The sequence below is a fragment of the Paenibacillus sp. FSL H7-0942 genome, from assembly GCF_045040715.1.
Taxonomy (GTDB): domain Bacteria; phylum Bacillota; class Bacilli; order Paenibacillales; family Paenibacillaceae; genus Paenibacillus; species Paenibacillus amylolyticus.
In genome coordinates this window covers 1,154,616-1,180,744 of the sequence record NZ_CP150279.1, presented here as the reverse complement: position 1 = coordinate 1,180,744, position 26,129 = coordinate 1,154,616, and the positions used below count along the sequence as shown (strand labels likewise).

Sequence of the window (26,129 nt, the reverse complement as noted above, 5' to 3'; positions counted from 1 at the left end):
GGGCCTAAGTATTTGAATTTGCTAAGAACCTCTTGGCAACTCTCCCCCAATCCGTTCTAGCCTCTTGTGCTTTTTCTTTAAGAGGTCCATCTAATAATTCATCTTCATATCTTGCCCAAGCCATTAGTAAAAGTTTTAATCCATTGGAGGCAATCTCAAGGCGGTCTGTAAGTTCATTTATATTATTCTCGTGGCTATCTCTTTCAAGAACTTCTAGAAAATTATCATATGCTGGATGCCTTGTGTTCAATATTATATTTATTGATCCTCCTTTAGGACGCACTGCAAAAAAAGCATCAGTTTCTAAAGAAGCTTCTGAAAAGGAGTATTTTAAATTGTTTTTTATGGTTTTCGCAGCGAGTTCTTCTGCTTGCTCCTCAACAACCCCCGTATCAATAAGTTCTTTTTTTAAATCTTCTTCTTTAATTTCAGGCGTATTCTTCTCATCTTCATCGCTTGTTCCCACAAAACCCTCATCTTTACGTTTTTGAGTTAATTCTGTTGCCATTTTTTCAGGAGTATTCTCATACCGTTTACTATTAGATCCTCCTCTACCCTTGCCCTGAGCTTTTATTAATTCCCTCATCACTTTTAATTGTCTCTTGATAAAGAGTGATACTTCAATTAATGGAGCACGAGGATCCCCGTCTTCTTCCAATTCAGATTTTATCAAATCCAGAGATTTTCCACTCTTCAACAAATCTTCGATATCAAAATTTAAAATATCCGCAAAATTTCTTGCTGCTTGTTTATTGTTAGTTACTCCCATAAGTTCATCAAGTGAAGGTGGAAATTCAACTTCTATCCCCCACCATCTTTCTCGTGTATCACTCTGTAAAACTTGGCTTTGATCTAGGTCCAACTCACGTCTTGCCCTCACTACAGATATACCAATATTCTTTTGAGCATGCCTACCATAAGCTGTAGAACCACCAATGCTGTCATTGTAACGTGCTTCATGTTTAGCCATAGATAACCTTATAGTCACCTCATGACTTTGCCCCTGGAAGTCAATAGTATAACGAACTTCGTAATTTTCCCCGAATGGCTCAAAGAGAGGAACAGCATCAAATGGAGCCGGACAACTTGTAAGTTTCATTAGATAGCCTGGATCATTAGGGCGTGCATCCCGATCAATTGTCAATTCTTCCGGTTTATTTATTGAAAATGCTTTTAGCGATATAATCTTATCTCCATCGTTTAAGAATTCTCTATAAATTCTCCCTATGAGGTTTTCAGAGTTTTCTATTATGGTCTTAGCCTTACTCCATATTAGTCTATCAAGTTTTGACCAAACAATCAGTGTTCCTGTTTGCCCTACATTTGCTGCCGCCTTTAACCACACATTTGGAATTTCTTTCCTTTCCGGATCTGGAACAATAGTTCGTTTTCTATCCTTTATTTCTTGAATATCAAGATAAGTATGTATGGCATTCTCATGCCCATTCTGCCAACTCCAAACATCTACCCTTTTACATTGTGATATAGAGGATGCAGGCAATCCCATCCCAAACTTTCCAATTCCATCTCTGTTAGAGTCCTCTAATCTAGTACCATTTCCGAATTGCAAAGCAATTTTTAATACATCTTTCTCCATTCCTACACCATTATCTAGAACAGCTATCTTATATATTCTTTTTGTTTTTCTAGAGGCAAATTCATCCTCTTTTTCTGCACATAGGAGTTGTACATGATCAGCCTCAGCTTGAAGAGAATTGTCAATTAACTCACAAACTGCATAAGCTGTATTTTTATATCCATTATCTCTCATTGCTTCAATTGCTAAATGCGCTGGCACATAAGATTGTAGTTCATCATTCATTCCCAAACATCCTCCCAATTTACAAATGATTCTGAAACAGACCTAAAACCCGGTAAATTTGTATCAATTACTGTAACTATCTCTGCTTCTAAGTTGCCTCCAACCCTTCTTCCACGTATTGCACGTCCTATCATCTGACTGTACAAAACAAGCGATAATGTCGGTCTAGCAATAACTGCCGCACTTGTATTTGGGGCATCAAACCCGGTAGTTAAAACACCATAATTACATATAATTCTAGGTTCTTTTGAATTATGCTTATACTCTTTTATGATCTCTCGTCTCATATTTGGCGTTGTGTGACTCGTTACTGAATGCGCTATATGACCACGTGCTTGTAATATACAAGCAAGCAAATTCGAATTTTCTACTGAAGGAGCAAATATTAACACTCTCTTATGTTTTAATATCAAATTTTCAACGGTTTCAATAATCATTAAATTTCTTTGATCATCTTTGCCTAGTTTTTTCAATACATTTAAGGGAATATCAATAGATGCAGATATTGATTTGAGATCACTGACTGAAACTACACCACGATCATACGTTAAATCTCTGTATTTGACCTTAGCAAGATAGCCTTCATCAACTAGATAATCAATAGGGTTAGCATATCCCTGGACATCTAATCTAACCTTTTGTTTGGAAAAAAAATTGGATAATTCTTCATCTGCGTTCACATCATTCCATGTGCGACCAGGAGTAGCGCTCAATCCTAGCAATCTATTTGGATTGCCTATATAAAACAAAGAATCAATTACTGTTTTAAAAGTTGGTGCAACCGCTTGATGTGCTTCATCCATTACAATCAGCGATGTTTTATTTGCCAACAAGGTGATCAATGAAATTCCTTTAGAATCTTTCAGAGCACTTGTGATTTTTGGTAAACCAACCACGATAAATCCATCATAAATATTATTGATCTCTATTTTATTATTTCCCCAATATTTATATACATTCAAATCTCTATTCCCCAAAAAACTCCAGGATTTCTCAAATTCATCAGTAGCTTGACTACATAATTCCTCACTTCCAGCAAGCCAAACGACTACAGTAGGTTCATTATTTCTTAAATGTTCAGCTATAATATTCATTGCCGTGCGAGTCTTTCCTGAACCAGTCGGCATATGCAACAAAACCCGAAAAGGTTCATTATATAATAATTTCTTGACTTTTGTAACAGCCTCTCTCTGATGTGGAAATAAAGTATATTTCCCCTCCACTAAAGTTTCCACTTGAACATTTTCTATTTCTTCAATTAAAGGTGGCACTAAATCAAAAAAACGAAATAGCTTTTCTTCGTCCATTGAGCCACGATTGAAATTATGTTTTTTTAATTTGGAGTATAACTCCAGATCTGAATATTCAGGAGAAGTGTATAAGAGTCCCACTAATTCTTTAGCTTCACTTTCTCTTAATAGGTCTAATATTAACATTCGTTTTTTCTTGTCTAACAATAAACCCTCTTTACCAAATAAATTAATAACCAGTTCTTTTATGTACTTATTATATGCCTGAGTTTCATCTAGAATAGTTAACACTCTGATAGTATTTGCCCCTAAAATTTCTTGAAGAGTTTGTTCATCCGCTCGTGAAAGAATATCGTCGAATCTCAATTCATCATTCCCTTTTCTATACGGATTTTCGCTTAGTTTTTCTAATAATATACTTACTCTATAGTAGCTGCATCTTATAGAATATAGCACAATTAAAGTTTTATATAATGCGTTCTATAACTTATATACAATATAATTTGAAATTTATCAACTAAATTACAGTTCTAATCTCAACTTATTATCTTCGATCAATAATAATACTACACGTTCTTATCAGTATTTTCTAAACTAAAGTGTGCACACGAATACTATTAATTATGTAGAACCAACCTTGGCATCTGAATCTTCCTAGAACGAATTTAACTCTTCGGATACGCTCAGAGCATTGGTTAATAGCCCATCTTTTCAATACGATCATGAGTTTGGTAGTAGTTCAGTCATTTTCTAGTAAGTTTGTGATTGGTTTAGGCAAATATATCTTTCATTGACTTATCAAGGCTTTAAGAAGCGCTTTGACAAGTAAATGTAGAATTTTCGCTGACTTTTGGTACCTGCTGCGTGTGGATTAAATTCAAAATCATAGAGTTGGAGAGCCCCTCGAATAAAAGATCCCACAGATGAGTTCCCCAAGACGCAGCTTCAGGAATTTAGTTAGTAAGCTGGGATCGATAATTGGAGACTATATCTATTTTAGTTGCTCCAACAAATCGATATCAAAAGGGTCATACCTGCATTTGATCTTAGTATAAAAAATAGACAACCCTCTCTAAAAAATCAAGAAGATTGTCTTTAGGCGTTTTTTCAATGGACTCGTACAATTCATGGGCTGATTATCGGCATTTATGAAAATGAACAAACACAAGGAATATCAGCATCCTCTTGAAATAGATACTTCTCAAATCCCTCTGATTCTAACTTTTCCCTGAACTCTTTTAATGTGTAGGGACCAGCGTTTTTCTTGAGAATTGACACATTTTTCTTGAAGGAATCTCTAAAACGTTCTTCCATCTCTTCCTGTTCTTTAAAACGTTCAGGCCAGATAGCATAAAGTATAGCATAATGCTGGAAACCACCTCTAACGCATTTCCCTGCACAATTTGCATGAGAAAAACCTTTAATATTGTGTTTAAGCAAAATCTTAGCATTCTCATTGTTTTCTTCAGCTAACTGTTCAGCAATAGTATACATTCTTGGGAGTTTAATTCCCCACTCTTCTTGAATAATACCTTTCGCATCAAGATCTTCTCTAAATAGTTCTATCAAAGGAAATCTAGTTTCTATATGCTCCAAGGGAAAGTGGCTATAAAATTCCTTTAAATTGTCAGCTCGATGACTTTCGTGAGGGCCTATGCCAAAATAAAGAATAGGCTCTACATCTTGTTCATTTCTAAGTTCATCTTCTAAAAATATTATCGTTTGTCTTACTTTTAGTTCTTCAGAACATTTTGCTAGTCTTGCATTTCCTAGGAATCGAGTTTCATGAAACACCTCTTCTGGTGTTCTGCCATCAACTCTCTGGGTAATTTCTATCCCTATATAATCAGCTACCTCTTCCATAAATCGATAGTTGTCTTCATCTTCCCATAAAGTGTTTGTAAAAAACAAAACACAATTTTCTTTGCCATAAGTTTGAACCATATGATGCGCTACGTACGCACTTCCTGCTCCACCACTGAACATAGCCACATGGACTTTTCTTTTTTTATTTTCGTCCATTTCCTCACTCCATGTCACTTACATATTTTTCAAATATTTTGTAAACTACGAATTCTAATTCTTGCCGAGAAACACTCTTTTTTGTAGCACTAATTAGCCTATCTAAATTATCATACATCACTTTAGATTTAACAGATAAGTCTACTTCATTTATTATTTTTTTACTATGACCAATCTGTACTGGAATTCCTTCATCCGTTTTTATTATATCTTCTTGGGAATCATGTGCTAAAATATCCTGATTCAATTGATTAATAAGAATATCATATGTGGCATCAGACCAATCTTCAAGGCGTACACCTACATACATTTCTACGAAACGTATTAACCATCCAGATTCGAGATCGCTTTCGTTGTGTAGGAGGGCTCTGTTTAAAGAATTTAATAGATTGTTTCTTGGATTTTTATTCAAACCGTGTTTACCAAGCCACTCAGAGAGCTCATTAAAATTGTTTACTCCGATAATAGAAAAAATATTATCTTCGATTTGCTTTCCTATTACATTAATGTGGTTCTCTCCATAAGCTTTTAAAGCAACCATATTATCGAAGTTATCATAGAATTTTTCAAACAGCATTTTCATACTTTCTTGTGGACTAATTTCCGAGCGACGGATACACTCTCTAAACCAACTAAATAGATCGTCGATACTGTTTGATAGCTGCGTATACCTCGGTAAACCCCTATACCACTTTAGTAATGTTCCAGCGATAAATATAGTCCGAGATTTATTAACAAGTCTTTCCTCTGTAGAATTGGAAAACTCCACTTCGATTTTCCTGTAGAAATCAATATACTTGTCATCAATTCTTTCATACTTATACTGATATTGACCTGCTCCTATTTCTACGATGATTTCAAAAAGTTTATTTCCATTAAGCCCTGGTACAAACATTTCATTGCTGTACAACATAAATTCACTTAGCCTATCACTTAACATCGCCACTAATATAACTGGTACAACTGGTTTTCTGATCCCAAAAGGCGAGTCTGTAAACAAATTAATAATATCTTTAAAATCACCATACGGCTTATGATCCAATAATTCTATTAAACGCTGTCTTAGAACAGCATAGGGCTCGTATTTAATATTTTGAAACTCTGCATTGTTTATATTCAAATCAAACAGCCCATTATTTTTAAACACTGACGCGTATATACTATACTCAGGGCCATTACCCTCAATACCAAACTTTTCAACACGGGGGTTCTCCATTATTAAATCAATTAATTTAATAGCGCCGTTTTTCTGGGGGGCAGATATGACAGTCCTGTTAAACGAATCATTAAGAATGACCGGTGTATATCTAAATAATTCATGACATTTTTCTGACAGGAAATTACCCAACTCCACATCGTTTATAAAGCTCAACTTTTCACCGTTGTAGTACCATGAATCTTTTGAAAAAGTATCTATTTCATTCAAGTAATCGGAAACTATAAATTTTGATTCATTGAGCAGAAGAATTATCTCTTCTTTGATACCTTTGTCTTCTTCAATAAATGCTTTATTTTTCAAAAGTTGCTCTAACGCATAAATATTTTTTAGTTCGTCTTGAATAACCACTAAGGGCTTAGAATGTAAATATAAAAGGGTACCCTTTTCTTTACTTATCTCCAGAATCTCTTCATATTTTTCATTGTTATGATAATCAGAACCTAGCAATAGATAATGAATAGTAAGGTCAGCTGTTTGTTGTCCAATTATACTCTTGTAATCTGGAATATCTAAGTCACATACAAACTGTACTGAAGCAAATCGTGTCATACCTTTAATATCATTATATTGTTGAGGAAAATAATATTTTTTGCTTAAATTTCTGAACAATATTTCTTTTTGTATTTTTTCATTAATTTGCAAAGAGGCTTTGTCTGACTCTATTCTTTCCTGTAGGTTAACGGAATTACCTGCAAACAACTCCCAGTAATTACTCACTCTATTGTATCTGAGTATTTTATTATCACTTAATATTTGAATAACTGATTCTAAGTCTGCATGATTTCCATTAAATACAAATGACATAAACTCATCCGTCAATCTTACTTCAGACTGTAATCCACAGATATTCCAAAGTGATACGAACTTTATTAAATTTATAGCTAACTCCTGTTGTAGAAGATCACTTGGGATTCTCGCGATAGCCTTTTTCAACAGTAAAAAGTGTCCAGCTAATTCCTCGGAAGTTATATCTCTCGAATCAGGGAAAAAGTAATCAAATAGCTGATGCGGCAAATAATAGTTATCCGTTTTATTTATGTGATTATGGAACCCACCACTATCTCGACTTTCCAAGAAAGTAAATAATGTCCTCTCGTTTTGTCCAAAAACGCTCGTTAACTGCGGTAACATAAATAGAGAGACTGGATGTAATGGATACATCCCCTTCAAGATCAATTTTTCCTTTTCTGTCTGGTTTAAGCTTGGGAATAAAGTATATTCCCTTAATTTGTCGCGGCTATATTTAAACAACTCATTACTAATTTCAGGCTTATTCTCTAAATTCTCAGATATAACAATTTCAGCTAAACGAAGAAACGTAGCTTGATCGTTCTTAATAAGGTATTGTCTAAACCTCTTCTCAATGCGCTGAAATTCACTAATTGCTTCTTCGCCTAAACCACTAAAATACTGACGAAGACCTTTATGTGTAACAAGCAATAGATGTATTAACTCATTACGGTTAGCAATCTCGGCGAGGTCTTGAATATCTTGCATGGCTTCATTAAATTTTGAATCATTTAGTCCTTGTAAGAATCGTGCAAACTCATCATATACAATGAAAACACCTATATTATTCTGGTGTAGTACTTTTAAAACATATTCTATTTGAGTTATAAAACTTTGATTGTAATCAATGTCAAAAGAAGCACCAGAAGTCAATTGAGAGTATAATTCAGAAAAGTAAGAGATCTCTTTGTCATTTTGTTTATTTATTTCTGTAATCCATGGTTCAATTTCTTTACCTTCCGATAGTAATCTGGTGTGGAACAAACTATATGTCTCAGGAAAACTTTGCTTCCAACTAGTAATCGTTTCAATTACCTTTGAACTTACTCCTGGTAAGGTTACATGTATGTTTTCTTCATGTAGCTTTTTTAGTAGATTTGAAAGTATGGATTGTCTAAACCGTCCTTCGTCCCCACTCAGTATAATAGGAAGATAGCGACGCTCTAATTGAGATACCTCACTTATATGATGAGCTGTACTATCATCTACTTGTATGAATTTATTAACAAGTGAATTGACATCCTCTGAAGATACTGATTTAGAAACCATACTTGCAATTATATTTGCTAATAAAGATTTCCCTGTCCCGTACGGGCCAACCAAAATATGCGCTCGATTTGCATCTTCTTTAGTAAAACCTTCAATAATCCCATTAATAGCCTCTGCATGAGACGGGGTAGATATATATCTCTTAATGAATTCAGTATTGCCTATATCAAATTTAATGTTAACACTAGTTTTAAAAGTCATATTTACAACACCACTCTCTTGCCAAGTTCATCATTCAAAAAATCCATTGGCTCTATCTGAGCAACTTTTATATAATCCAAATTGTTAGTTCGAACGTATTGTATCGGATACTTGTCATGGTTAGTTAACACATTTAAAGCCTCTATAATTTTGTTCCGAGACAAATTATATGTAGTACCCCACAAATACTTCTCGTTGACAATCTCATTTATGCTCACTAATTCGATCTTGTTTTTATTACAGTAATCAAGAAGCACAAAGTACAGAGCATTAACACCTATAGTTTCAATATCAGGAGAAATTTTTTTTATGGTTTCTCTTTCACTAACTGAAGGTTCAATTTTTAACAGTTGTAATTTCGAAAACGGGCTGAACGTAACATCCTCAGGATCAAGTTCATTGGGCTGCTTTGTATAAAATTGAACCAAACAATCAATATCTCTTTTTAATGATTTATCAGAAATCTCTTTAGACTCATTCAAAGAAACCCAAGTTTCGAACGAAGAATTCAAGTCCACTTTTTTAAAAGCGGTTTCCTTATAGGTATTAAAAAACCAATCAAATACTGTAGATTGATCATTATCATTACAAATTAATTTATAATGTAAGATTGATAAAGTAACATTATGTTGCAAAACTCTATCGAACTGAAAGATCAATTGCCCTAAATTTGTAAGAGAATGTACTTTCAGACCATCTTCGATTTTCTCTTCTATAACCCCAAAAGCAAAAAGCCAATATTTTAAGGCTTCAACCATATTTTTACCAAGGCCAATTTTTTCAAAAGAATCATCATTGTAAAAGAAACGACTATTATCTTCTACTGATTTCAAACCCTTACTAAGCCATTTATCTCTCAAGTAGAAACTTTGATGCCTTGCATATGCCATGCATGATACTTCCTTTCAAATAGGATTCATCCCTGGTTAATACCTTCCAGGGATGATTATACACTAGTTCAACCTACATAGACAACATTTAATAGGAACATACATTCTTTAAACGAATGATTTGTAATTTCTTTTGGAAAGCATCTTATCCCCCTTCCTAATATTGTAGGCTATAGGCATCAAAATTATATCATTTTCTAATACTGTAGGCTATAGCCTGTTGACATTATTTTCGTAAAATTTTTATGATAAGTTCAATATTAATCAAATTAAGGGGCTGTGCTCTTGGAAATTGAACAAGTCATCTTTGGAGAAATAATCAGAAATAGACGGTTGGAACTTAATATCAGCCAAGAAAATCTGGCTTTGAAAGCTGATATGGACAGATCGTATGTAAGCGAAATAGAGCGAGGACATAAAAACCCTTCTTTATCTAAAATTCTGGCTCTAGCAACAGCTCTACAACTTAAACCCCATGAATTATTTTACTTATTTGAAGAATTGTCTTACAAAAAACAAAAAAACAACCATCAATCTATGTGATGGTTGTTAAACATATTATCATTTAGAAAGTTAGATATGATAAGATTTCTCTCTCAACTCATTAAGAATTCCCTCTGCTTCCTTAACATCACCTAATTTACCTTTATACTTAGAATCCAATTTCTTAAATTCATTTTCTTTTAAGATATCAGGCTTATACATAAACATTAATAATAATTTAACCAATTGATTGTCACCAGCAATAACTTTCTTTTCATGGTCATTCCACAAAAATTTTATCCATGGCTGTTCATTGAGGAATAGATCAATTTTATCAAATTCTTGAAAAATTGTCTCAATAGTGATTTCTGTATTTCTTCTCTTTAATTCTATACTAGCTGTTACAAAAGGAAGTAAACCTATCGGACGAAACAAAAGATGACCGCCATTATTTCTATTTCTAAATTTTTCTGCTGGTGAATCTTCATTAGTATTTAAAAATTTTTGTATAACATCAATCTTCATAAATGAATCCCAATAATTGAATACAAATACCTTAAAATCTTCAATGTCCGTATCCGAAGGTCGGAGTCTTAAATAGTCATTAATGCGAGTCTTATCATTTCGAATAACTTTGAAATACTTCAGTAACTCCTTATTACAATCATACAATGTGATAACTGAAGTTACTGCTCTTTTGTTAGCTTCTGGAATTGGTTTGCCTTTAGAATCTAATACCCGATCATTCTTAAATAGTTGATGATCAACTAATAATTCTCTTGTTATTACAGCTACAATGTCATCTTCATCTAATGCAATTATATCTCTCATACTTACTGGCTTAGCATAGCGATTTAGTGTACTGAACAACCTACGGGTTCTTTCCATACCTCTATCATCAGTGCTATGTCCAATAAAAATTACTGGTACAGATTGAGATGATAAACTCAAATCTTCCTCCAAAGCCCTTTTTATACCTTCTGCGCGATGCTGACCATCAACCGGAAAAATTTTCTCTTCCCCATTCAACTTCAAAAAACCCATATTGAAAAATTCTTCTCCATCGTCATAATCTATTTCAACTTCCACCCATTGAGGATTGCCGGCATATACAGCAAGGACAAGTGAATTAAAAAAGCGTTCATCCTGATTCAATATATATTTCTTAATATTTTTGTAATTATTTGTAATACTCCTCTGAATCATTTCGCTAAGAGTAGTCGATTTATGTAACTCATCATTTATCTCTTTTACATACTTAGAAATATCACTGAAACTCATAGTTGAAACGTAATAAGTCCATACTCCTATATTTCCTCGAATAGCAGGCAATTTCAATTTATACACATCCTTATCAAAAAGCATTAACAGCTCTTTTTATAATTTTATTTGGAATTTCATCATTAAAAGGTGGAAGAAATGAATTAATCAATTTTTTTTCAAGATCATTTATAGTGTTATTGTCCTTTAGCTCAATATATTTTATGTATAAATATGGTCCCCATTCCCTAATCATTGAATTTATTTTAGGGCGCTCTTGAGGATATTTTTGAAAATAACTTCGACAACGTTTTTTTAAGTTTTGAGCCGTAGTCGATTGAGCACGTCCAATATAAACAAGATATTCTGTATTAGGAAGTATACCCGGTCTTATATAAAAAAAGTATATCCCGCCTGTATTATTAGGCAAATCATCCATCTCTGCATGCATTTCTTTACCATTAGAGTCTAGGAATTTTGTTTCATGAAATGTCACATTAGCCCAATCAAAATCCTGCAGGTTCCACAGATCTGGACATAATTTAAACCTCACTTCTGTATTACGTATTTTTTGTATAAGGTCTACTTCTTCCATATTAAGATCACCTGGCCAATTAATTTATTTAACAGTTAATTGCTTACTATATTCTCCCTTCTCTATTAATTAAAGCAAATTAAATTGAATTCCAACCCAAGAATACATTATAACTGTTTGAATATCCAGACTTACTTCTTATGATGAGCTTGGTTTGTTTCTCATACAATACACTTATTCGCCACCGCCACCATCTTCGCAGGCATCTCTTCCCGCAGTCGCCATACAAAGCTCATCGGTTTGTTCCCCTCATGACTCACATAATCTGCTTCGCCCAGGAAAACAAATGGAGAGGTATAGTTATGCTCCTCCTTATACTCCCGCACGAACAGCACGATCCGGTGGCCTGTCTGGCGGTGATGAATATACCGCTGCGCGGTAGCTGTATGCTCCGACACCCTGCTCTGTGTCTGCCAGTGGAATAGACGCTCGTTAATCGCATAATCCTCGTACAATGTGGAGGGTGAGAAATCTTTGTCCGATTTGTTCAACGTAATGAAGAAAATATCGGTCTGTTCATCTGCAAAATACTTCACGCCTTCACGGAAGGCAGGTGATTGCTGGGCATTCCAGTAACCGAAGGCGGCAAGTACTTGGTCAATAGAGTACAGACAGTGGATATCCAGTGGACAAGTGTACGGGAACGAATTGCTTTTATCCACAAATCGCAGATGAGCCAGATTATATTTAAAAATATCCACAAGTTCTGCTCGGTATGCTTCACAAGACAGCACACGCTGCACACCCTCTTCGATGCTGGTCAGTCCTAGCTTCTCGGGCGCAGCTCGATGGAAGGTGTAATAGAACATAATCAACATGCGCCGTTCATCGGCGGTGGTTGCTTCTTTGCCTTTTTCAATAAAGTCGATCAGGAACGTCAGCCAGCTTCGGGAGTTAATCGTAAGCACAGACGGCAGTCTGCGGATGTACTCCTCGTATTCATCTTCGATGGGTGCTGTTAATCCGGCTTCGGCCAACATGCCGCGGAAATACCTTTTGCCCGTACGTCCACCATACAATTCAACTAGTGTCATCCCGTGATGTTCAACAAAATGAGCCAAGGTCAGCGGTAGTCCGGTGTCTTGCTGGAACGTTTGCAGCTTCTGGATCAACGCTCTGCGATTACGACTCATCTGCTTGAGGTTGCGCATGACGTATTCCTTCGCTTGTTTTTCCAATTGAATGAACGTGCCGCGAGGCAGGTTCGAAAAGCCGTTCTCGACGTAGTACGAGATGGAATGTTTGGTAGCGCCAATCAGGGCGCGGAATTTATCCTGGAACCTGTACTCCTGATGCGCTTGCCCGATGAAGTCGAGCACGGTCAGGCACTCTTTACCATCCGCCATCCGTAGTCCACGTCCCAACTGTTGCAGGAATACGGTCAGACTCTCGGTAGGACGCAGGAACAGGATGGTGTTCACCTCAGGGATATCCACGCCCTCATTGTACAGATCAACGACAAAGATCATGCGCAGTTCCCCGTTCACCAGCTGTCCTTTCGCAGAATGACGTTCCTGTTCGCTCGACCCGCCATGCAGGGCCATGGATGGAATGCCGGCTTCGTTAAATATTTTTGCCATATACATTGCATGATCCACCCCTACGCAGAAACCAAGCCCCTTCACATCGTCCAGATCGGTTACGTATTTGTTCAGACTTTGGATGATCTGGTTGGCACGGATTTTGTTATGAGTGTAGAGCTTCTCCAGTTCGTTCAGATCGTAGCCTTTACGCGACCACTTCACCTGAGATAGATCGACAGTATCGGTGACGCCAAAATATTGAAAAGGGCTCAGGAGCTTGCGGTCAATTGCATCGGTTAGACGGATCTCGGCGGCAATCGTATGATCGAAGTAGGCGGTAATGTCTTTGCCATCCATCCGTTCAGGCGTCGCGGTGAGTCCCAGCAAAATCTTCGGTTCGTAATGGGACAACAGCTTCTGGTATGAAGGTGCAGCCGCATGATGGAATTCATCCACAATGATGTAATCGTAATAGTCTGGGCTAGTGATCTCCGTCAGCTTCATGGAGTTAAGACTCTGAATACTAACAAACAAGTGATCCAGCGCCTCTGCTCGGTAATTCCCGACATGCAGCTCACCAAAGTTCATATCCTTCAGGATATACCGGAACGTGTCCCGACTTTGCTTCAAGATTTCTTCCCGATGGGCAACAAAAAGCAGCTTTGCTCCCGTATGGCTTGCCCGGAATCGCTTGTAGTCGAAGGCAGAGATGACCGTTTTGCCAACGCCTGTGGCGGCGACGATCAGGTTGCGGGTTCGTCCATACAACGTACGCTCGGCGTTCAGCTGTTCCAGCACTTCTTTTTGGTAATCGTAAGGCTGGATGTCGAGGTGAAAGTGGTTGGACTGATCTTTTTTACGATTCAGAGCCGCCTTCAACTGTGCCTCATGCCCTTCATCCTCAGCTACATATCGCGTGAATTCACGGTCATTCCAGTAACTCTCGAAGGTCGCTTCAATCTTGCGCAGCACATCGAGTGAATCTTTCTCCGTCACCTTGAGGTTCCACTCCATACCACTGGTCAGCGCTGGGTTGGATAGGTTAGAGGAGCCGACATAGGCTGTTGTGAACCCGGTATCGCGGTGGAAAATATACGTTTTGGCGTGCAGCCGGGTCACTTTGGTATCATACGAAATCTGGATCTCTGTGTTAGGTAATTTGCTGAGTTCAGTGATGGCCTTTAGGTCGGTTGCCTCCATATAGGTGGTCGTGATGATCCGCAGCTTCCCGCCACTAGCCGTGAACTGTTGAAGCTGTTCCAGCAGCAGGCGAAGTCCGCTGAATTTGATAAACGAAACCAGCCAATCGATCCGATCGGCGGTCACGATCTCCTTTTGCAGCTCCAGTAACATACTCGGCTCGGACTTCGCACCTGTGAACAAAGAGCTTTGGGAGATAGGCGTATCTGGACGAACGATTTTGGTATCCCGGACCGCACGAATGCTGTTCAACTTGGAATACACATGGGTCAGTACTTCTCCCTGCTCGTCCAGTTGCAATTCGTTGTACTCTTCTTCCCCCAGTGTGCCTTTCAGGGTAGCAATAATCTCATTACACGTTCGAATCTGCGCCAACACTGCTGTCTGGTGATGGTGTTGATAAGCTGTTCATATATACCTTGTTTCATGAATATACCTCTTGTGGGTGTAGGATGGTTGTGGATATGTAAGGGATTCAGCTAATGATTTGGAATAGGTAGAATGTTCTCTAATCTATTATCGTCCAGTATGGGGATATTTTCATTAGTTGTTCGAATATAAGAGAAAGGAGCACTCTCTATTGCCTCTGAACGGCGGGAGTACTCCACTTTTAATAGAGCTATTATGAAATTAACATGATCAATCGGCTTCCTGCCCAAAGTAAGTACCCAACTTGAATCGTGACGTACATGATGTATTCTATAACCGTTAGTTTCCTTTGCCTTTTGATTTTACGTAACTCTAGAAAGTAAAAGAAGGTACCAATGAGTAAAAGAACCACTGCTAATTCATTAAATATTTCTAGGATGGCTATGCTCCTCATCTCCTTTCATACCAAAGAACCTCTTAAATTTATTAGACATCAATCACACTCATAATTATCATTGGTACCTTGGATTTAATGCGTCTCTCCAAACGTCATCACCAACAAAATCCACATTAATCTCTTGAAAATAATTTCGGGTCTCTAACTCCAAATCATTCAAGATTTGGGGCCAATCCTTCTCGTTAGTTTCCTTGGATTCAAAATCCCCAACAATGTTGAGCCATCGATGATTTAACTGCTGATACTCCTCGACCCTGGCTTTAAGTTCAGCTGTTACAGGATAACTGGTTAAGTCCAGTCTCTCGAACGTCTTTCGCATGCGGTAAAGTGTAGGTGGCATTACATCCTCTTGACCTAGATCGTTTGTGAAAAAAGATGCGGGTTTTACCAGCCAGTTAGCTTCTTCACTGAAATTTAGATTCATCAAGTTATACTTATCTATAATCTGCGTCATATTTGTAAAGTTGTAATAGAGCTGGCTTGCTTGTTCTCCATCCTCAACCATCTCGTTTGTTATTTTCTCATTCTTAAGTATTTGGTCAAATAAAATATCATTATTTATAATCGCACTTTTCATATCAACCATATCTTGTCGTACATTCATCGTTAGATACTGTTCATACATTCTTTTTTCTTTATAAAAGCTATAGGTTAGAACAAGTAAAAATACAAAGCCAATGCAGCATCCGATTATTAAAGTTCGTTTTTTTAGTATCATAGCGAACCGTTCTCCTAGGATTTTATAGTAAGAAGCACCTCTACGTTTGCCTGGTAGAAGTGCCTTTGAGTAGTATCATTATTTCATTACCTGCTGCTTTTTTTAACTTGATAACTCCTTTTCAATATAAGGACGGTCAAGTAAAAGAAGAAGGCTTGGAGTTAGGTATTTAGTTTGATATTCATCCAACCGATTATTAACCGCCAACAGACCATTCTCCATTCTAAGTATTTGAGTAGAACCATCTTCTAGGAATAAAAGATTTCCACTAGTATGTTTTATTAGCTTACTAATAATGCTGAAAATATGCTCTATACCTTCAGAAAAAGTACTGCCAAACAATTGAGTTCTAATGCATACATTCACATCTAAGTTATAATGCTGTCGAACAAAAGTGATATCAGAAATATCCTTAATTTCAAGATGCAATGTAAAAAAGCTACTGCCAATTACTATTTCCTCTTCACTACTTTGGAAAGAAGCTTTCTCAACAACCGATTCAGTGACATATTGCTCTATCAGTTTCCCCAAAGAATTACGATCGAGCTTACTTTGTAAAAATAATTCATAGTCCATCTATTAATCCTCCCCAAACACCCGTGTTATGTTACCGTCCTTAACGAATAAAATCTCTTTCAGATTTTTCAAATCTCCGGTTGGATTTGCTTTTCTGTTAATTCCTTGACTAAGTTCATTAACTTTTTCCGTGGGAAATTCATCTAGGTTAACAACGATTCTTTCCGCTTGCGTTTTAGTTTTCGTTGCTATGTTTCGAAGAATATTATCTACGTTTGCATCTTCCTTAGGCGAGTAACAGTCAAAAACCTTACCATGAATTAAAAAGTCAGGATTAGAAGTTGCCTTAATTCCATAGCCATTTCCGCCATTTATTTCGTCTAACATTTTGATTTCATAACCTTGTTCAGCTAAGAAGTCAGCAGTTTCATTTTGTTTCTTTATCCCATGGGAATCACCTACTCCATAATTTCCAGTTGGTTTACTTCCCTTGGGTAGGGTAGGCTCAGTCATATCTCTATTACCTGTCCCGCCTTTTCCTTTCCCCGACTCCGGCTTGCCTCCGCCCGACCCAATATCGTCCTTTGAACGAAAAGCTTTACCAAACAAAACATACGCCAAGGCCTGTCCCGTCATCGCTCCACCGTAATACCCTGCTCCACTCTCATCAATCTGCTTCTTCTGCTCTTCCACAAATTGCTCTATGTCAGACCGCGCCGTTCCCGTGCCCCAAGCGGTATCCCATGCAAACTGAATACCACGCCCAACGTCTACAACTTTGCCCACTGTCATGGCATATGCCACACTGCTTAATGTACTGAATGGGTTCTCAAAGAAAGCTTCTGCCGTCTGACCCATTCCCGTTATTGTTTCTCCTACTGATTTATCAAGCAGCCCTACAGCGAAATTTCGCTTTAGTTCCTCTGGAATGTACAGCGCAACCTCGCCTGAGCCGTCCGTTGTTTTGAAGTTCTTCGCGATAAACGTAAACTCTTTCTGGATTTCGTCCAACAGCCCGATTGTAGTCGGGAACACTTCTTTCACCTGCATAAAATCCCAGAAGAAACGCTCTCCTGTCACACCCGACCACTCGGATTGCAACATATAAATTGATTTCTCCAGTTCCCAGACCATTCGCTCCAGTTCCTGTTTCTTCTGCTGGACCAACCGGGCCTTTTCCTCCAATAGATCGGGATGTACCTCAATTCGCTGCATTTCCTTATCACCCGCCAACCTGACCGTAGTTTATGTACCTAAATTTTAACAAGTGAGAAGGAGGTTTGGAATCAAACGGAAGGATCATTTCCTCAGAGGTTATCCGGTAGTTCGGCAACATCCTTGGGTAACTATTTTTGCACATTAATGCATGGATGAATGCCTTTGAGCCGACTGGGTAACTTGTACAAAAAGAACGACTTCTATCACAGATAGAAGTCGCACAAGATAACAATACAGTAGGATTAAATCTTCTTTAAGACACTACAAATTGAACAACAATTGGAGTTCCATCATTTAATGCATCTCCACCGGGAATTGTAATTGTAGTCGTCGTAGCCGAGGATGTATCTGCTGTTTGCATAAGGCCATTAATATAAAGATTGTAGTAGTTGTAGGTGCCTGGAAATGCGGTTGCAGCTACACCAGCGTCGTTTGTAAAAGCAGTCGCAGCAATGGCAAACGTTGCCCCAGTGCCGGTCCCATCACCAATGGTTGCAACAAATCTTAAACTGTTCTGAAATGGTGTCACAAGTGGCATGTTTCTCACCTCCTACCTAACATAGTATATGTGGTAGGTTTGGGAGTAGTGAAGGCAAAGGAACCAGCAACTAAAACCAATTTTAACCATTTGTGATATTGACTGTTATTATAATTATCTCGATAGTGATAGGTGTCCCTGCAAAGATCACACCGTTTTGTGACGAAAAAAACAACCTCTCCGCACTTACACTGTATGAGTTTCCTGGTTGGACAATCCCGTTTATATAAAGATTGTTGAAACTAGTAAGTCCACCCCCGGAAAATTCGGTTATGCTGTCGCCATCGTCATTCGTGAATTCTGTGGCAGGAATTACAACCGATGCGGACAAATCCAGATCGGTGTCCGGAAAATAGAAGTAACGGTTTGCCGTAGGAATGATTTCAATTCCGGGTACGGTGCCCGGCGGACCTTGCTCGCCTGGGGGACCCGTTGGTCCTTGGACTCCGGGAGTTCCCGGTTGACCTGGCTCACCCTGAGGACCTGCCGGACCCTGCGCTCCGGGAAGTCCTGCTTGACCCGGTTCACCTTGAGGCCCTGCGGGACCTTGCCCGGGAACTCCGGGTTGACCCGATTCACCTTGAGGGCCTGCGGGGCCTTGCGCTCCGGGAACTCCCCGTTGACCCGATTCACCCTGAGGACCTGCCGGACCCTGCGCTCCGGGAACTCCCGGTTGACCCAGCCCGCCGTGAGGACCAACAGGACCCTGCGCTCCGGGAAGCCCCACTTGACCCGGTTCACCTTGAGGGCCAGCTTGGCCTTGCGCTCCCGGAACTCCTGGTTGACCCGGCTCGCCGTGAGATCCGGCGGGGCCTTGGACACCTGCCACACCTTGCGTTCCAGGGAGACTCACAGTCTCCAATTCATGTTGTCTCAACGGAGCGAGCAGGGGGGCGGGCTCACAACATACCGGGTTGCTACCCATCCCTCTCGGTAATGCAATGACTTTTTTGTCACGTACCATTTTCTGTGATCTTAATGGACGCTTCAGTGAGCAGCCTTTTCTCCGATAAGACCTACGGATAATATGGTATTTCTTTCGTTTTCCCAAGTGTTTGTTTCTGCATTTCGACGTAGAACGACTGCGCCTTAATTTGTTGAGGGTGGCTGTCCTCTTGTTCAGATACTTCAAAATGGTCATCTCCTTAGGCCAAGGCACACAGTATATATGCCCTATACTATGTCCTTAGCACATTCGGAGAGTGTGCGAATAACTATTGAAGAAGCCCAATAAAAAAGACAAGAGTCCTGCTATAGTTGTCCTTTGTCTTGCCAGCATGGCTTCATTGTTTCCCCAGTAGGACCTCACTGTATGTTTAACTCAGACGATCCATCGGGATCAAACTTCTTTTTAGTAGACTCTCACCTCTTCTTAAAATGCTGAACGATCGCTTCCGGTTCATGCGTCTCCAGTGTAATCTCGCCTTTCTCGAACAGGATCATGTACGGATATGATTTCAGACCAAAAATCTTCTCATAATTAAACTTATTTTCATCACGGACATTATAAAAGGTTACGTTAGTTATTGGGCCTTCTGCCCTCAAATTCTCGTTATTCACTTCATTTAATTGCGTCTGTAACTCAACAATAAATGGTCGCTCCGAAGGTCGGTCGGTAAATACAATGAGTGATGCATCATTTCTTTGATTTTGCGTTAGATAATCAATGGCTTTCTCTCTATTGTTCTGACCACACCCTGTCACTAAAAGTATCAAAATACATAACACCCAAAGCCTCTTCATTTATATCACCACCCAAAATATGATAGAATTGGTTATTAACCACTAAATTCACTTCATTAAAAATCTATTCGCTGAAAGGAAGATGCACATTGAGCAAAAGGAATATCATCATCGCTATCATTATTGCTCTTATCATATTGATACTTCAACTTGTGCTTTATTTTTCTGTAACTAATAAAGAAGAATCCGAACTTCCCGATTCAAACATCCCACTTCAAACCAAAACCGTAGATGAGCTTACCATCACACTACGTAATGCAACCTAACCTACACAGATCATGAAGTGCACTTGGGTTATGAGATTCAGGGTGGTGGACAGTCAATGCTTTGCTTTGTACAGATAAAATCTCGATTTTTCACCTTTCAAATAGAAACAAAAACCTGCATACCAGCCTCGGCTTCACAGTTTTTATTAAGAATTTGCATGTGGATACATCTCATTTACAACTTAGGCATCCAAAAGGGGTTCTCTTCCTTCTCACACCCGGTTAACACGTAAAAAATATGTCCCTGCTCACTCTTCATTGTCCCGATCCCTTTGCAGGTGTCGGTCTTCATTCCCTGTTTGGAGCCGTAGGCATCCCTTGAGTTATCGTAAGTCGATTGAATAGCTGTACCATCATAGATCAATTCCTGGATAATGGGCCCACCTTCAATGGTATACATCGTTACACGAACCTGGTCCTGCTGTTTTTTCTCCACATTCTTCATAAATGTGTCCCACTTATCTTCGTTCCGTATGCCTCCATGAAGCACAACCACATCCCCGCTTTGCTCCGCTTGCTCTGGATTATGGGGCTCAATAATTTCTGGAAAAGCTTGCGTAATTCCGGAAGCATTCATTGATGGATCATTTGCCTGACAGGCAGTTAACAGCATTAAAGCTAACGATAGGATAAGCATACTTTTTCTCATTCCATCACCTCATGTATGAAACGGTTCAATACTATCCTTTGTTGCATGATTATGCTTAATTTGTAATTTATCTGTAACTCCCTCGTTGTCCTAAACGTTTAGAATCATAGAAATGTATAGTTAACAACAACGGAAATTTTAGTATTTTATCATTCAGCAGGGGGTTAGTTTAATGACATTAAAAACAATGCTCGGTGTAGCACTGGCTCTATCTGTACTCATACCCACCCATTCGGCCAATACAGCGACTCTAGCTTCAACTAACGAACGGCAGTCAACCGGTTTTGCCCATGAAATGGAGCAATCCTTCCCAACATCTACACCTGTTCTGCTCATTGCCCCAACTCAACATGAAGGTCGTTCCGCATACAACGGCAGCTTCACAATGGTTGCTTCGAACGGGACACATGCCAACATATCGATTGAAAACAACAGCAACCACACGGTATATGTGAGAATGTATGTAGATGAAGTAAGTGAACCTATGGAAACATCTATCAACAGAAATAGTGATAAAACGATCAATCTGCTTGCATTACAAGACACGGAGATTAAGTTGTACATTTATAGCAGAATAGGCCATCACTTAGATCTCTCAGTTGAAGCAGAGCAGTTTCATTGATGTTTTCTCTCACACCTACATACAAAAAAAACCCTTCACGCAAGCGATTCAGATCCACGTTCCCATGAACCGATGCCTGCTTGAAGGGGTTTTATATTTCCATCACATTTATTTCTCGAATCGGAACCAGCCAAAGTCAAACTGACTGCCTGGCAGGAAGATAAAGCTTACTTTCTGCACACCTGTCACTTGCTCAAGCTCAAACACCCGTTCCTCATATCCACCCGACTGGGTGAACTCAACCAGCTGGTTGCTCTGTCCGTCCGCACCTGCGAAGCGAATATGAATCGTATTTTTATCAATCGGTGAATGACCATAAATCACGAGCTTCGACGTGCCTTCTGCCGTAAAGTCCATGTTCTCAAACTCCAGCGACACATTGTTCCCGATGCCTTCAACACGGTCACCCTCGATTTTGAACGTATCTCCATAAAGATGGTCACAGGATGCAGCCACATTCTGTTCAAAGGCCCGACTCTGACGTTCGAAGGAGAACCCTTTAATATGAATCTTCTGCTTCAGCACAAAACAGATCGACGTGATCCCGCTAAGGCGTTTGGACAATTGGTACGTCTCTTCCTGATACACATTCCAAATGGACTCTTTGTCATAAACCACATCTGCAATCATCGTACTTCCCTCTTCATCCGGCATACCTTCCCAGATCTGAATGAAGTAGTCCTCAGTGGATAGCGTGAAAATAGGAATCGTTATGGTATCGGAGCCGTACGGTCCGAAGTCAATATTACGGAAACCTACGTGCGTCTCTCCATCCCGACTTGTCGCTACCCCGCGCTCATTACCGTTACCTACCTCACCTTTGGTGTAATCGTACAGTCCACCTGTGATGAAACCGTATGGATCTTTGTAGGCTGTACCGAGACCGTCCGCCTTGAACTCCAGCTGGGAGATGAGTTTCGTTTTATCCGTACCATTGGTACTGGTTGCGCGAAGCCGGAACTCCCCGTCACCTATAGCCGATACCTTCACCGCATGTTGATGCTCACCGTTGTCGCCCGTTTCTGCTTGAACAGCTTCCACTTTGGCAATGTTGGACTCGATCCCCGCATCGTTCACAACGGCCCACTCGATATCGCGATAGGAGGTGTTCTCCGGATACAGCTTGGCGGTTACGACCAGCTCCGGATTGGACGGATTGAGCAACTGTCCTGCTTTACTGATGATCTCGATTTTCCGCAAAGGAATCTCCTGAGCATTTCCCGTAAGCACTGGACGTTCTTCATTGTTCATGAAGACAGGTTGAACTTGCTTCTCATCAACCAGTTCCGCATCCACAATACGCGATTCAAACTCAGCTACAGCCCCTTCCAACCCTTCGGAAGAAACTTCAATCCGTACCGTTCCAGCTTCATTTGTCGCTCCGATGATCGCCATCAGTTTACCGCTGAATAGTCTTCTGCTCAATCCTTTGTATGGATCATAGTCGGTGCTGTCCCCGTTATCCAGACCCAGCAATCGTCCTGCACCACTCACCTGAACTTGCACACGGTTGTTTGCATTGTGAACCGGATTACCCGCTTCATCTTCAACATCAATTTCTACAAAAATAAGGTCCGTTCCACTGGCTTGCAACTGCGCCCGATCCGCTTGCAGACGAATCTTCTTCGCATCCGTATAGGATCTTTGCACATCGGTTGCAATGATCTGCCCGTTCTCATCGTAAGCGATCGCTTTCAGCTCGCCCTCTTCGTACGGCACTTTCCACCAGCCAGACAGCTGTGTTCCATTGGCATGATCGATATCGTACGTACCAATGGTTTTACCATTAAGTTGCAACTCAATCTTCGGCGCGTTGCTGCATACGCGTACATCAATAATCTGACCCGGGCTGAAATCCCAGTAAGGGAACAGGTGAACCATCGGACTTTTCTTATAATCCGTCCAAGCTGCTTGGTAGATGTAATAGGAGTCTTTCGGGAAAGTTGCCGTATCCAATTGTCCAAAATACGAATTCTTCGTATGATACGGTGTCGGCTCTCCGATATAATCGAATCCAGTCCACAGGAACTGACCCAGCGAATACGGTGTATCCCGTTCTGCCAAGATGCAGTATTCTGCCGACTTCGCGCCCCAGCTGGTCGTACTGTTACCCAAAGCCGAGCACTGCTCGTCATCATCTGCCAGAATCGGCTGTTCGAACGGGAAATGATACATGCCACGGCTCTGCACCACCGAAGACGTCTCACTACCATAGATGATCCAGTCCGGATGTTCTTCATGATGTTTGTCGTAATATTTTTCCGCGTAGTTGTAACCTGCCAGCTTCACGATATCCGCGCATTTTTGTGCATTTTCCCATGGCATGTAGTTCGAACCAATCGTCACGCCAGCATTACCTTTTGGATCAAATTCCAGCACATAATCCATCAGCATCCGAGTTACTTCTTGTCCACGCTCATCCGCATGGGTATCGTAAATTTCGTTCCCGATACTCCACATGATCAGACTGGCATGGTTACGGTCGCGCTTCACCCAACTCTTCACATCCGTATGCACCCACTCCGGGAAAAATCTCGCATAATCGTATGGCGTTTTGGCACGTTCCCACATATCAAAGGCTTCAGACACAACCAGCATACCCATCTCATCCGCGAGTTCCATGAACTCTTTGGCAGGCATATTATGCGCGGTACGGATGGCGTTAACGCCCATTTCTTTGAGCAAAACAAATCTTCTACGCAATGCCGTCAGGTTAAACGCAGCTCCCAGCGCCCCAAGATCGTGATGTTCACACACGCCGTTCAGCTTCATCTTGACCCCGTTCAGGTGGAACCCTTCATTGGCATCAAGTTTGATATCCCGGAATCCAATCCGCTGTGATACCGATTCAACTGTCCGATCTTCCTGATCATCCAAGATCAATCGCAGCTCTGTCACCAGTTCATACAGATGCGGTGCATCCGGGCTCCACAAGTTTGGACTCTCCACAATGATCTGTTGGCTATCTTCCGATACGACCGCATTCTCACCCGAAGAAGCCGTAACATTCGCCTTCGTCGATGCCACCACCTGACCTTCATACCGGATCGTATGCACCAGCTCTGCTTGCTGATTCTGTTCCAGGTTCAGTTCCGTATCTACTTCCACCTGCCAGCCATTCGGCTGCTGATTAATGGATACATAGATCCCATCCGTAACAATATGGTTGCGGTCTCTCGTTTTCAGCCACACATGGCGATAGATTCCGGCCCCGGAATACCATCTGCTGTTCGGGCTCTGATGTACTACTTTGACCACAATCTCATTGTCGCCTTCCACCAGTGCATTCGTGATCTCATGTTCAAAAGCAGAATAGCCATACTTCCACTCCCCAACCAGCTGCCCGTTCACATACACCGAAGAGTCCATGTATACGCCATCAAAACAAAGCAGAAGCTGCTGCTCATCCTTCGTGTAATGAAACGTCTTTCGGTACCATCCGATGCTGTCTTCATATAGTTCAAGCGTATTATATATCAGCCAATCATGGGGAAGCTCCACAGGTTCATACACCAGACCCGCAGGTTCCGTAACATCCAGCTTGCTTTTCGCAAATTGCCATCCATCATTAAAAAGTCTCTTCTGATTCATGTTAGTTTCTCACTTTCTTGAAGTAAATTATGATTACGGTTACAACAGTAGATGTCGCTTTCTCCGAAAACCTTTTCGGTAATACACAAGTAAGACTATAACACATATCCCGATTATACCATCAGTCTCTTTCCTGTAACTCCTTTTCATAAGATTTTTTAGCCATAATGATGAACGTTTTATTCCCTCCAAGCATTGTAACTTTCGATGACAACAAACCAAAAAGGCAACCCGTCAAGTAGATAATATAAGCCCGGAATGGTGAACCGCGAAGATACTTATAAGGTATTTCAGGGAATGACGATATCAAATTCATTAAAATCGTAAAGCTGCGAGTGTCCCTTTTTTTGTCCAAATCGCAATTTGTATTCATTTCTCAACAAAAGATACCGATATAAAATGACATGTTACAATTTTTTCAAAAAATTCCATTCGAAGAGGATGTGAAGTCATGCGTATTAACAATTCTAGTCCTAGCATTTATCACATTAACCAACGCAACAATCTAACAAACAACAAAGAGTTGTTTAAATCAACGCTTCTCGTACAAACAGTCGAAAAGAAAGAAGACGAAGAAAAGAAGGACAAATCAGTAGAAAAAAAAGGGCAGCTGGTTACAGCAAGGGAAGGTGCTTATACTAGACAGTATCTTGTTAATTCAGACGGCTCAAAGGTTCTATTGAGTGAAACAAAACATGCTGAAGGAGAAGCAACAAGTACAGAAAACTATTCGCGGTTCCTCTCCAACTCCAATAAGAATCAGAATGACGACGGAATGAGTAATAATTCAAAGGAAATAGTAAGTCTGTTAAATCAACAAATAGGTAATTTTAATCAACCGATAACAACTAATTAGTAAATATAAGTAACAAACACATTGCCATCATAAGAAGGTGAGCCAGTAACACTTATTCATTTA

General features: G+C 39.8%; 19 protein-coding genes and 1 pseudogene. 4 read left to right on the top strand and 16 right to left on the bottom strand.

Annotation, left to right across the window (positions count from 1 at the left end):
- Window positions 1-4 precede the first annotated feature (4 nt).
- From MHI48_RS05240 to MHI48_RS05220, 5 genes are all read right to left on the bottom strand, one after another.
- Entirely contained in the window at window positions 5-1,822 is a 1,818-nt protein-coding gene (locus MHI48_RS05240) for an ATP-binding protein (protein WP_405143270.1), read from the bottom strand.
- Entirely contained in the window at window positions 1,819-3,438 is a 1,620-nt protein-coding gene (locus MHI48_RS05235; protein WP_405143268.1) for a DEAD/DEAH box helicase, read from the bottom strand. The genes MHI48_RS05240 and MHI48_RS05235 overlap by 4 nt, the downstream gene beginning before the upstream one ends.
- A gap of 780 nt (window positions 3,439-4,218) precedes the next feature.
- Window positions 4,219-5,094, bottom strand: a complete 876-nt coding sequence (locus tag MHI48_RS05230; protein WP_405143266.1) for a hypothetical protein — start codon at window positions 5,092-5,094, stop codon at window positions 4,219-4,221.
- A gap of 4 nt (window positions 5,095-5,098) precedes the next feature.
- Entirely contained in the window at window positions 5,099-8,572 is a 3,474-nt protein-coding gene (locus tag MHI48_RS05225) for a hypothetical protein (RefSeq protein WP_405143264.1), read from the bottom strand.
- A gap of 2 nt (window positions 8,573-8,574) precedes the next feature.
- Window positions 8,575-9,462 carry a DUF4007 family protein gene (locus MHI48_RS05220; protein ID WP_405143262.1) on the bottom strand — a complete coding sequence of 296 codons (888 nt, stop codon included), beginning with the start codon at window positions 9,460-9,462 and terminating at the stop codon, window positions 8,575-8,577.
- A 285-nt stretch (window positions 9,463-9,747) separates the two neighbouring features.
- Here MHI48_RS05220 and MHI48_RS05215 point away from each other — a divergent pair, with 285 nt between their 5' ends.
- Window positions 9,748-10,005: a helix-turn-helix domain-containing protein gene (locus MHI48_RS05215; RefSeq protein WP_405143260.1), complete on the top strand. Its 258-nt coding sequence runs from the start codon at window positions 9,748-9,750 to the stop codon at window positions 10,003-10,005.
- Between the two features lie 30 nt (window positions 10,006-10,035).
- Here MHI48_RS05215 and MHI48_RS05210 read toward each other — a convergent pair whose 3' ends face one another.
- From MHI48_RS05210 to MHI48_RS05170, 9 genes and pseudogenes are all read right to left on the bottom strand, one after another.
- Window positions 10,036-11,283 carry a DGQHR domain-containing protein gene (locus tag MHI48_RS05210; RefSeq protein WP_405143258.1) on the bottom strand — a complete coding sequence of 416 codons (1,248 nt, stop codon included), beginning with the start codon at window positions 11,281-11,283 and terminating at the stop codon, window positions 10,036-10,038.
- 16 nt (window positions 11,284-11,299) lie between these two features.
- Window positions 11,300-11,800, bottom strand: a complete 501-nt coding sequence (locus tag MHI48_RS05205; protein WP_405143256.1) for a hypothetical protein — start codon at window positions 11,798-11,800, stop codon at window positions 11,300-11,302.
- 161 nt (window positions 11,801-11,961) lie between these two features.
- Window positions 11,962-14,910, bottom strand: a pseudogene (locus tag MHI48_RS05200) (DUF3427 domain-containing protein); the annotation flags it as partial.
- Window positions 14,911-15,404: 494 nt separating this feature from the next.
- Window positions 15,405-16,067 carry a hypothetical protein gene (locus MHI48_RS05195; RefSeq protein ID WP_340902369.1) on the bottom strand — a complete coding sequence of 221 codons (663 nt, stop codon included), beginning with the start codon at window positions 16,065-16,067 and terminating at the stop codon, window positions 15,405-15,407.
- 102 nt (window positions 16,068-16,169) lie between these two features.
- A complete protein-coding gene (locus MHI48_RS05190) occupies window positions 16,170-16,643 on the bottom strand; it encodes a hypothetical protein (protein ID WP_405143253.1) in 474 nt (157 codons plus the stop codon).
- Between the two features lie 3 nt (window positions 16,644-16,646).
- Window positions 16,647-17,798, bottom strand: a complete 1,152-nt coding sequence (locus tag MHI48_RS05185) for a WXG100 family type VII secretion target (RefSeq protein WP_405143251.1) — start codon at window positions 17,796-17,798, stop codon at window positions 16,647-16,649.
- Between the two features lie 256 nt (window positions 17,799-18,054).
- Entirely contained in the window at window positions 18,055-18,339 is a 285-nt protein-coding gene (locus MHI48_RS05180; RefSeq protein WP_036606220.1) for a DUF4183 domain-containing protein, read from the bottom strand.
- A gap of 82 nt (window positions 18,340-18,421) precedes the next feature.
- Window positions 18,422-19,303 (bottom strand): DUF4183 domain-containing protein, encoded by an 882-nt coding sequence (locus tag MHI48_RS05175; RefSeq protein ID WP_405143249.1) that lies wholly within the window; start codon window positions 19,301-19,303, stop codon window positions 18,422-18,424.
- Window positions 19,304-19,701: 398 nt separating this feature from the next.
- Entirely contained in the window at window positions 19,702-20,082 is a 381-nt protein-coding gene (locus MHI48_RS05170; protein WP_076329394.1) for a hypothetical protein, read from the bottom strand.
- Window positions 20,083-20,171: 89 nt separating this feature from the next.
- Between MHI48_RS05170 and MHI48_RS05165 the strand changes: the two genes are divergently transcribed.
- Window positions 20,172-20,348: a hypothetical protein gene (locus tag MHI48_RS05165; protein WP_405143247.1), complete on the top strand. Its 177-nt coding sequence runs from the start codon at window positions 20,172-20,174 to the stop codon at window positions 20,346-20,348.
- Window positions 20,349-20,523: 175 nt separating this feature from the next.
- Here the strand turns inward: MHI48_RS05165 and MHI48_RS05160 are convergent, their stop codons facing one another.
- The gene (locus tag MHI48_RS05160; protein WP_339197308.1) at window positions 20,524-20,997 is read right to left on the bottom strand and encodes a DUF4362 domain-containing protein; all 474 of its coding nucleotides are present in this window, start codon (window positions 20,995-20,997) and stop codon (window positions 20,524-20,526) included.
- Between the two features lie 172 nt (window positions 20,998-21,169).
- Between MHI48_RS05160 and MHI48_RS05155 the strand changes: the two genes are divergently transcribed.
- Window positions 21,170-21,619 (top strand): hypothetical protein, encoded by a 450-nt coding sequence (locus MHI48_RS05155; RefSeq protein ID WP_339197305.1) that lies wholly within the window; start codon window positions 21,170-21,172, stop codon window positions 21,617-21,619.
- Window positions 21,620-21,727: 108 nt separating this feature from the next.
- Here MHI48_RS05155 and MHI48_RS05150 read toward each other — a convergent pair whose 3' ends face one another.
- The gene (locus MHI48_RS05150; protein ID WP_405143244.1) at window positions 21,728-25,210 is read right to left on the bottom strand and encodes a glycoside hydrolase family 2 TIM barrel-domain containing protein; all 3,483 of its coding nucleotides are present in this window, start codon (window positions 25,208-25,210) and stop codon (window positions 21,728-21,730) included.
- 451 nt (window positions 25,211-25,661) lie between these two features.
- Here MHI48_RS05150 and MHI48_RS05145 point away from each other — a divergent pair, with 451 nt between their 5' ends.
- On the top strand, window positions 25,662-26,066 hold the full coding sequence (locus MHI48_RS05145; RefSeq protein WP_339197299.1) for a hypothetical protein: 405 nt from the start codon (window positions 25,662-25,664) through the stop codon (window positions 26,064-26,066).
- The last annotated feature ends 63 nt before the right edge of the window (window positions 26,067-26,129 follow it).

Excerpts from the sequence above, each read along its gene's own strand:
- MHI48_RS05240 (WP_405143270.1), bottom strand. The coding sequence starts at position 1,822 with ATGAATGATGAACTACAATCTTATGTGCCAGCGCATTTAGCAATTGAA.
- MHI48_RS05230 (WP_405143266.1), bottom strand. The coding sequence starts at position 5,094 with ATGGACGAAAATAAAAAAAGAAAAGTCCATGTGGCTATGTTCAGTGGT.
- MHI48_RS05225 (WP_405143264.1), bottom strand. The coding sequence starts at position 8,572 with ATGACTTTTAAAACTAGTGTTAACATTAAATTTGATATAGGCAATACT.
- MHI48_RS05220 (WP_405143262.1), bottom strand. The coding sequence starts at position 9,462 with ATGGCATATGCAAGGCATCAAAGTTTCTACTTGAGAGATAAATGGCTT.
- MHI48_RS05205 (WP_405143256.1), bottom strand. The coding sequence starts at position 11,800 with ATGGAAGAAGTAGACCTTATACAAAAAATACGTAATACAGAAGTGAGG.
- MHI48_RS05195 (WP_340902369.1), bottom strand. The coding sequence starts at position 16,067 with ATGATACTAAAAAAACGAACTTTAATAATCGGATGCTGCATTGGCTTT.
- MHI48_RS05190 (WP_405143253.1), bottom strand. The coding sequence starts at position 16,643 with ATGGACTATGAATTATTTTTACAAAGTAAGCTCGATCGTAATTCTTTG.
- MHI48_RS05185 (WP_405143251.1), bottom strand. The coding sequence starts at position 17,798 with ATGCAGCGAATTGAGGTACATCCCGATCTATTGGAGGAAAAGGCCCGG.
- MHI48_RS05180 (WP_036606220.1), bottom strand. The coding sequence starts at position 18,339 with ATGCCACTTGTGACACCATTTCAGAACAGTTTAAGATTTGTTGCAACC.
- MHI48_RS05175 (WP_405143249.1), bottom strand. The coding sequence starts at position 19,303 with ATGGTACGTGACAAAAAAGTCATTGCATTACCGAGAGGGATGGGTAGC.
- MHI48_RS05170 (WP_076329394.1), bottom strand. The coding sequence starts at position 20,082 with ATGAAGAGGCTTTGGGTGTTATGTATTTTGATACTTTTAGTGACAGGG.
- MHI48_RS05160 (WP_339197308.1), bottom strand. The coding sequence starts at position 20,997 with ATGAGAAAAAGTATGCTTATCCTATCGTTAGCTTTAATGCTGTTAACT.
- MHI48_RS05155 (WP_339197305.1), top strand. The coding sequence starts at position 21,170 with ATGACATTAAAAACAATGCTCGGTGTAGCACTGGCTCTATCTGTACTC.
- MHI48_RS05150 (WP_405143244.1), bottom strand. The coding sequence starts at position 25,210 with ATGAATCAGAAGAGACTTTTTAATGATGGATGGCAATTTGCGAAAAGC.
- MHI48_RS05145 (WP_339197299.1), top strand. The coding sequence starts at position 25,662 with ATGCGTATTAACAATTCTAGTCCTAGCATTTATCACATTAACCAACGC.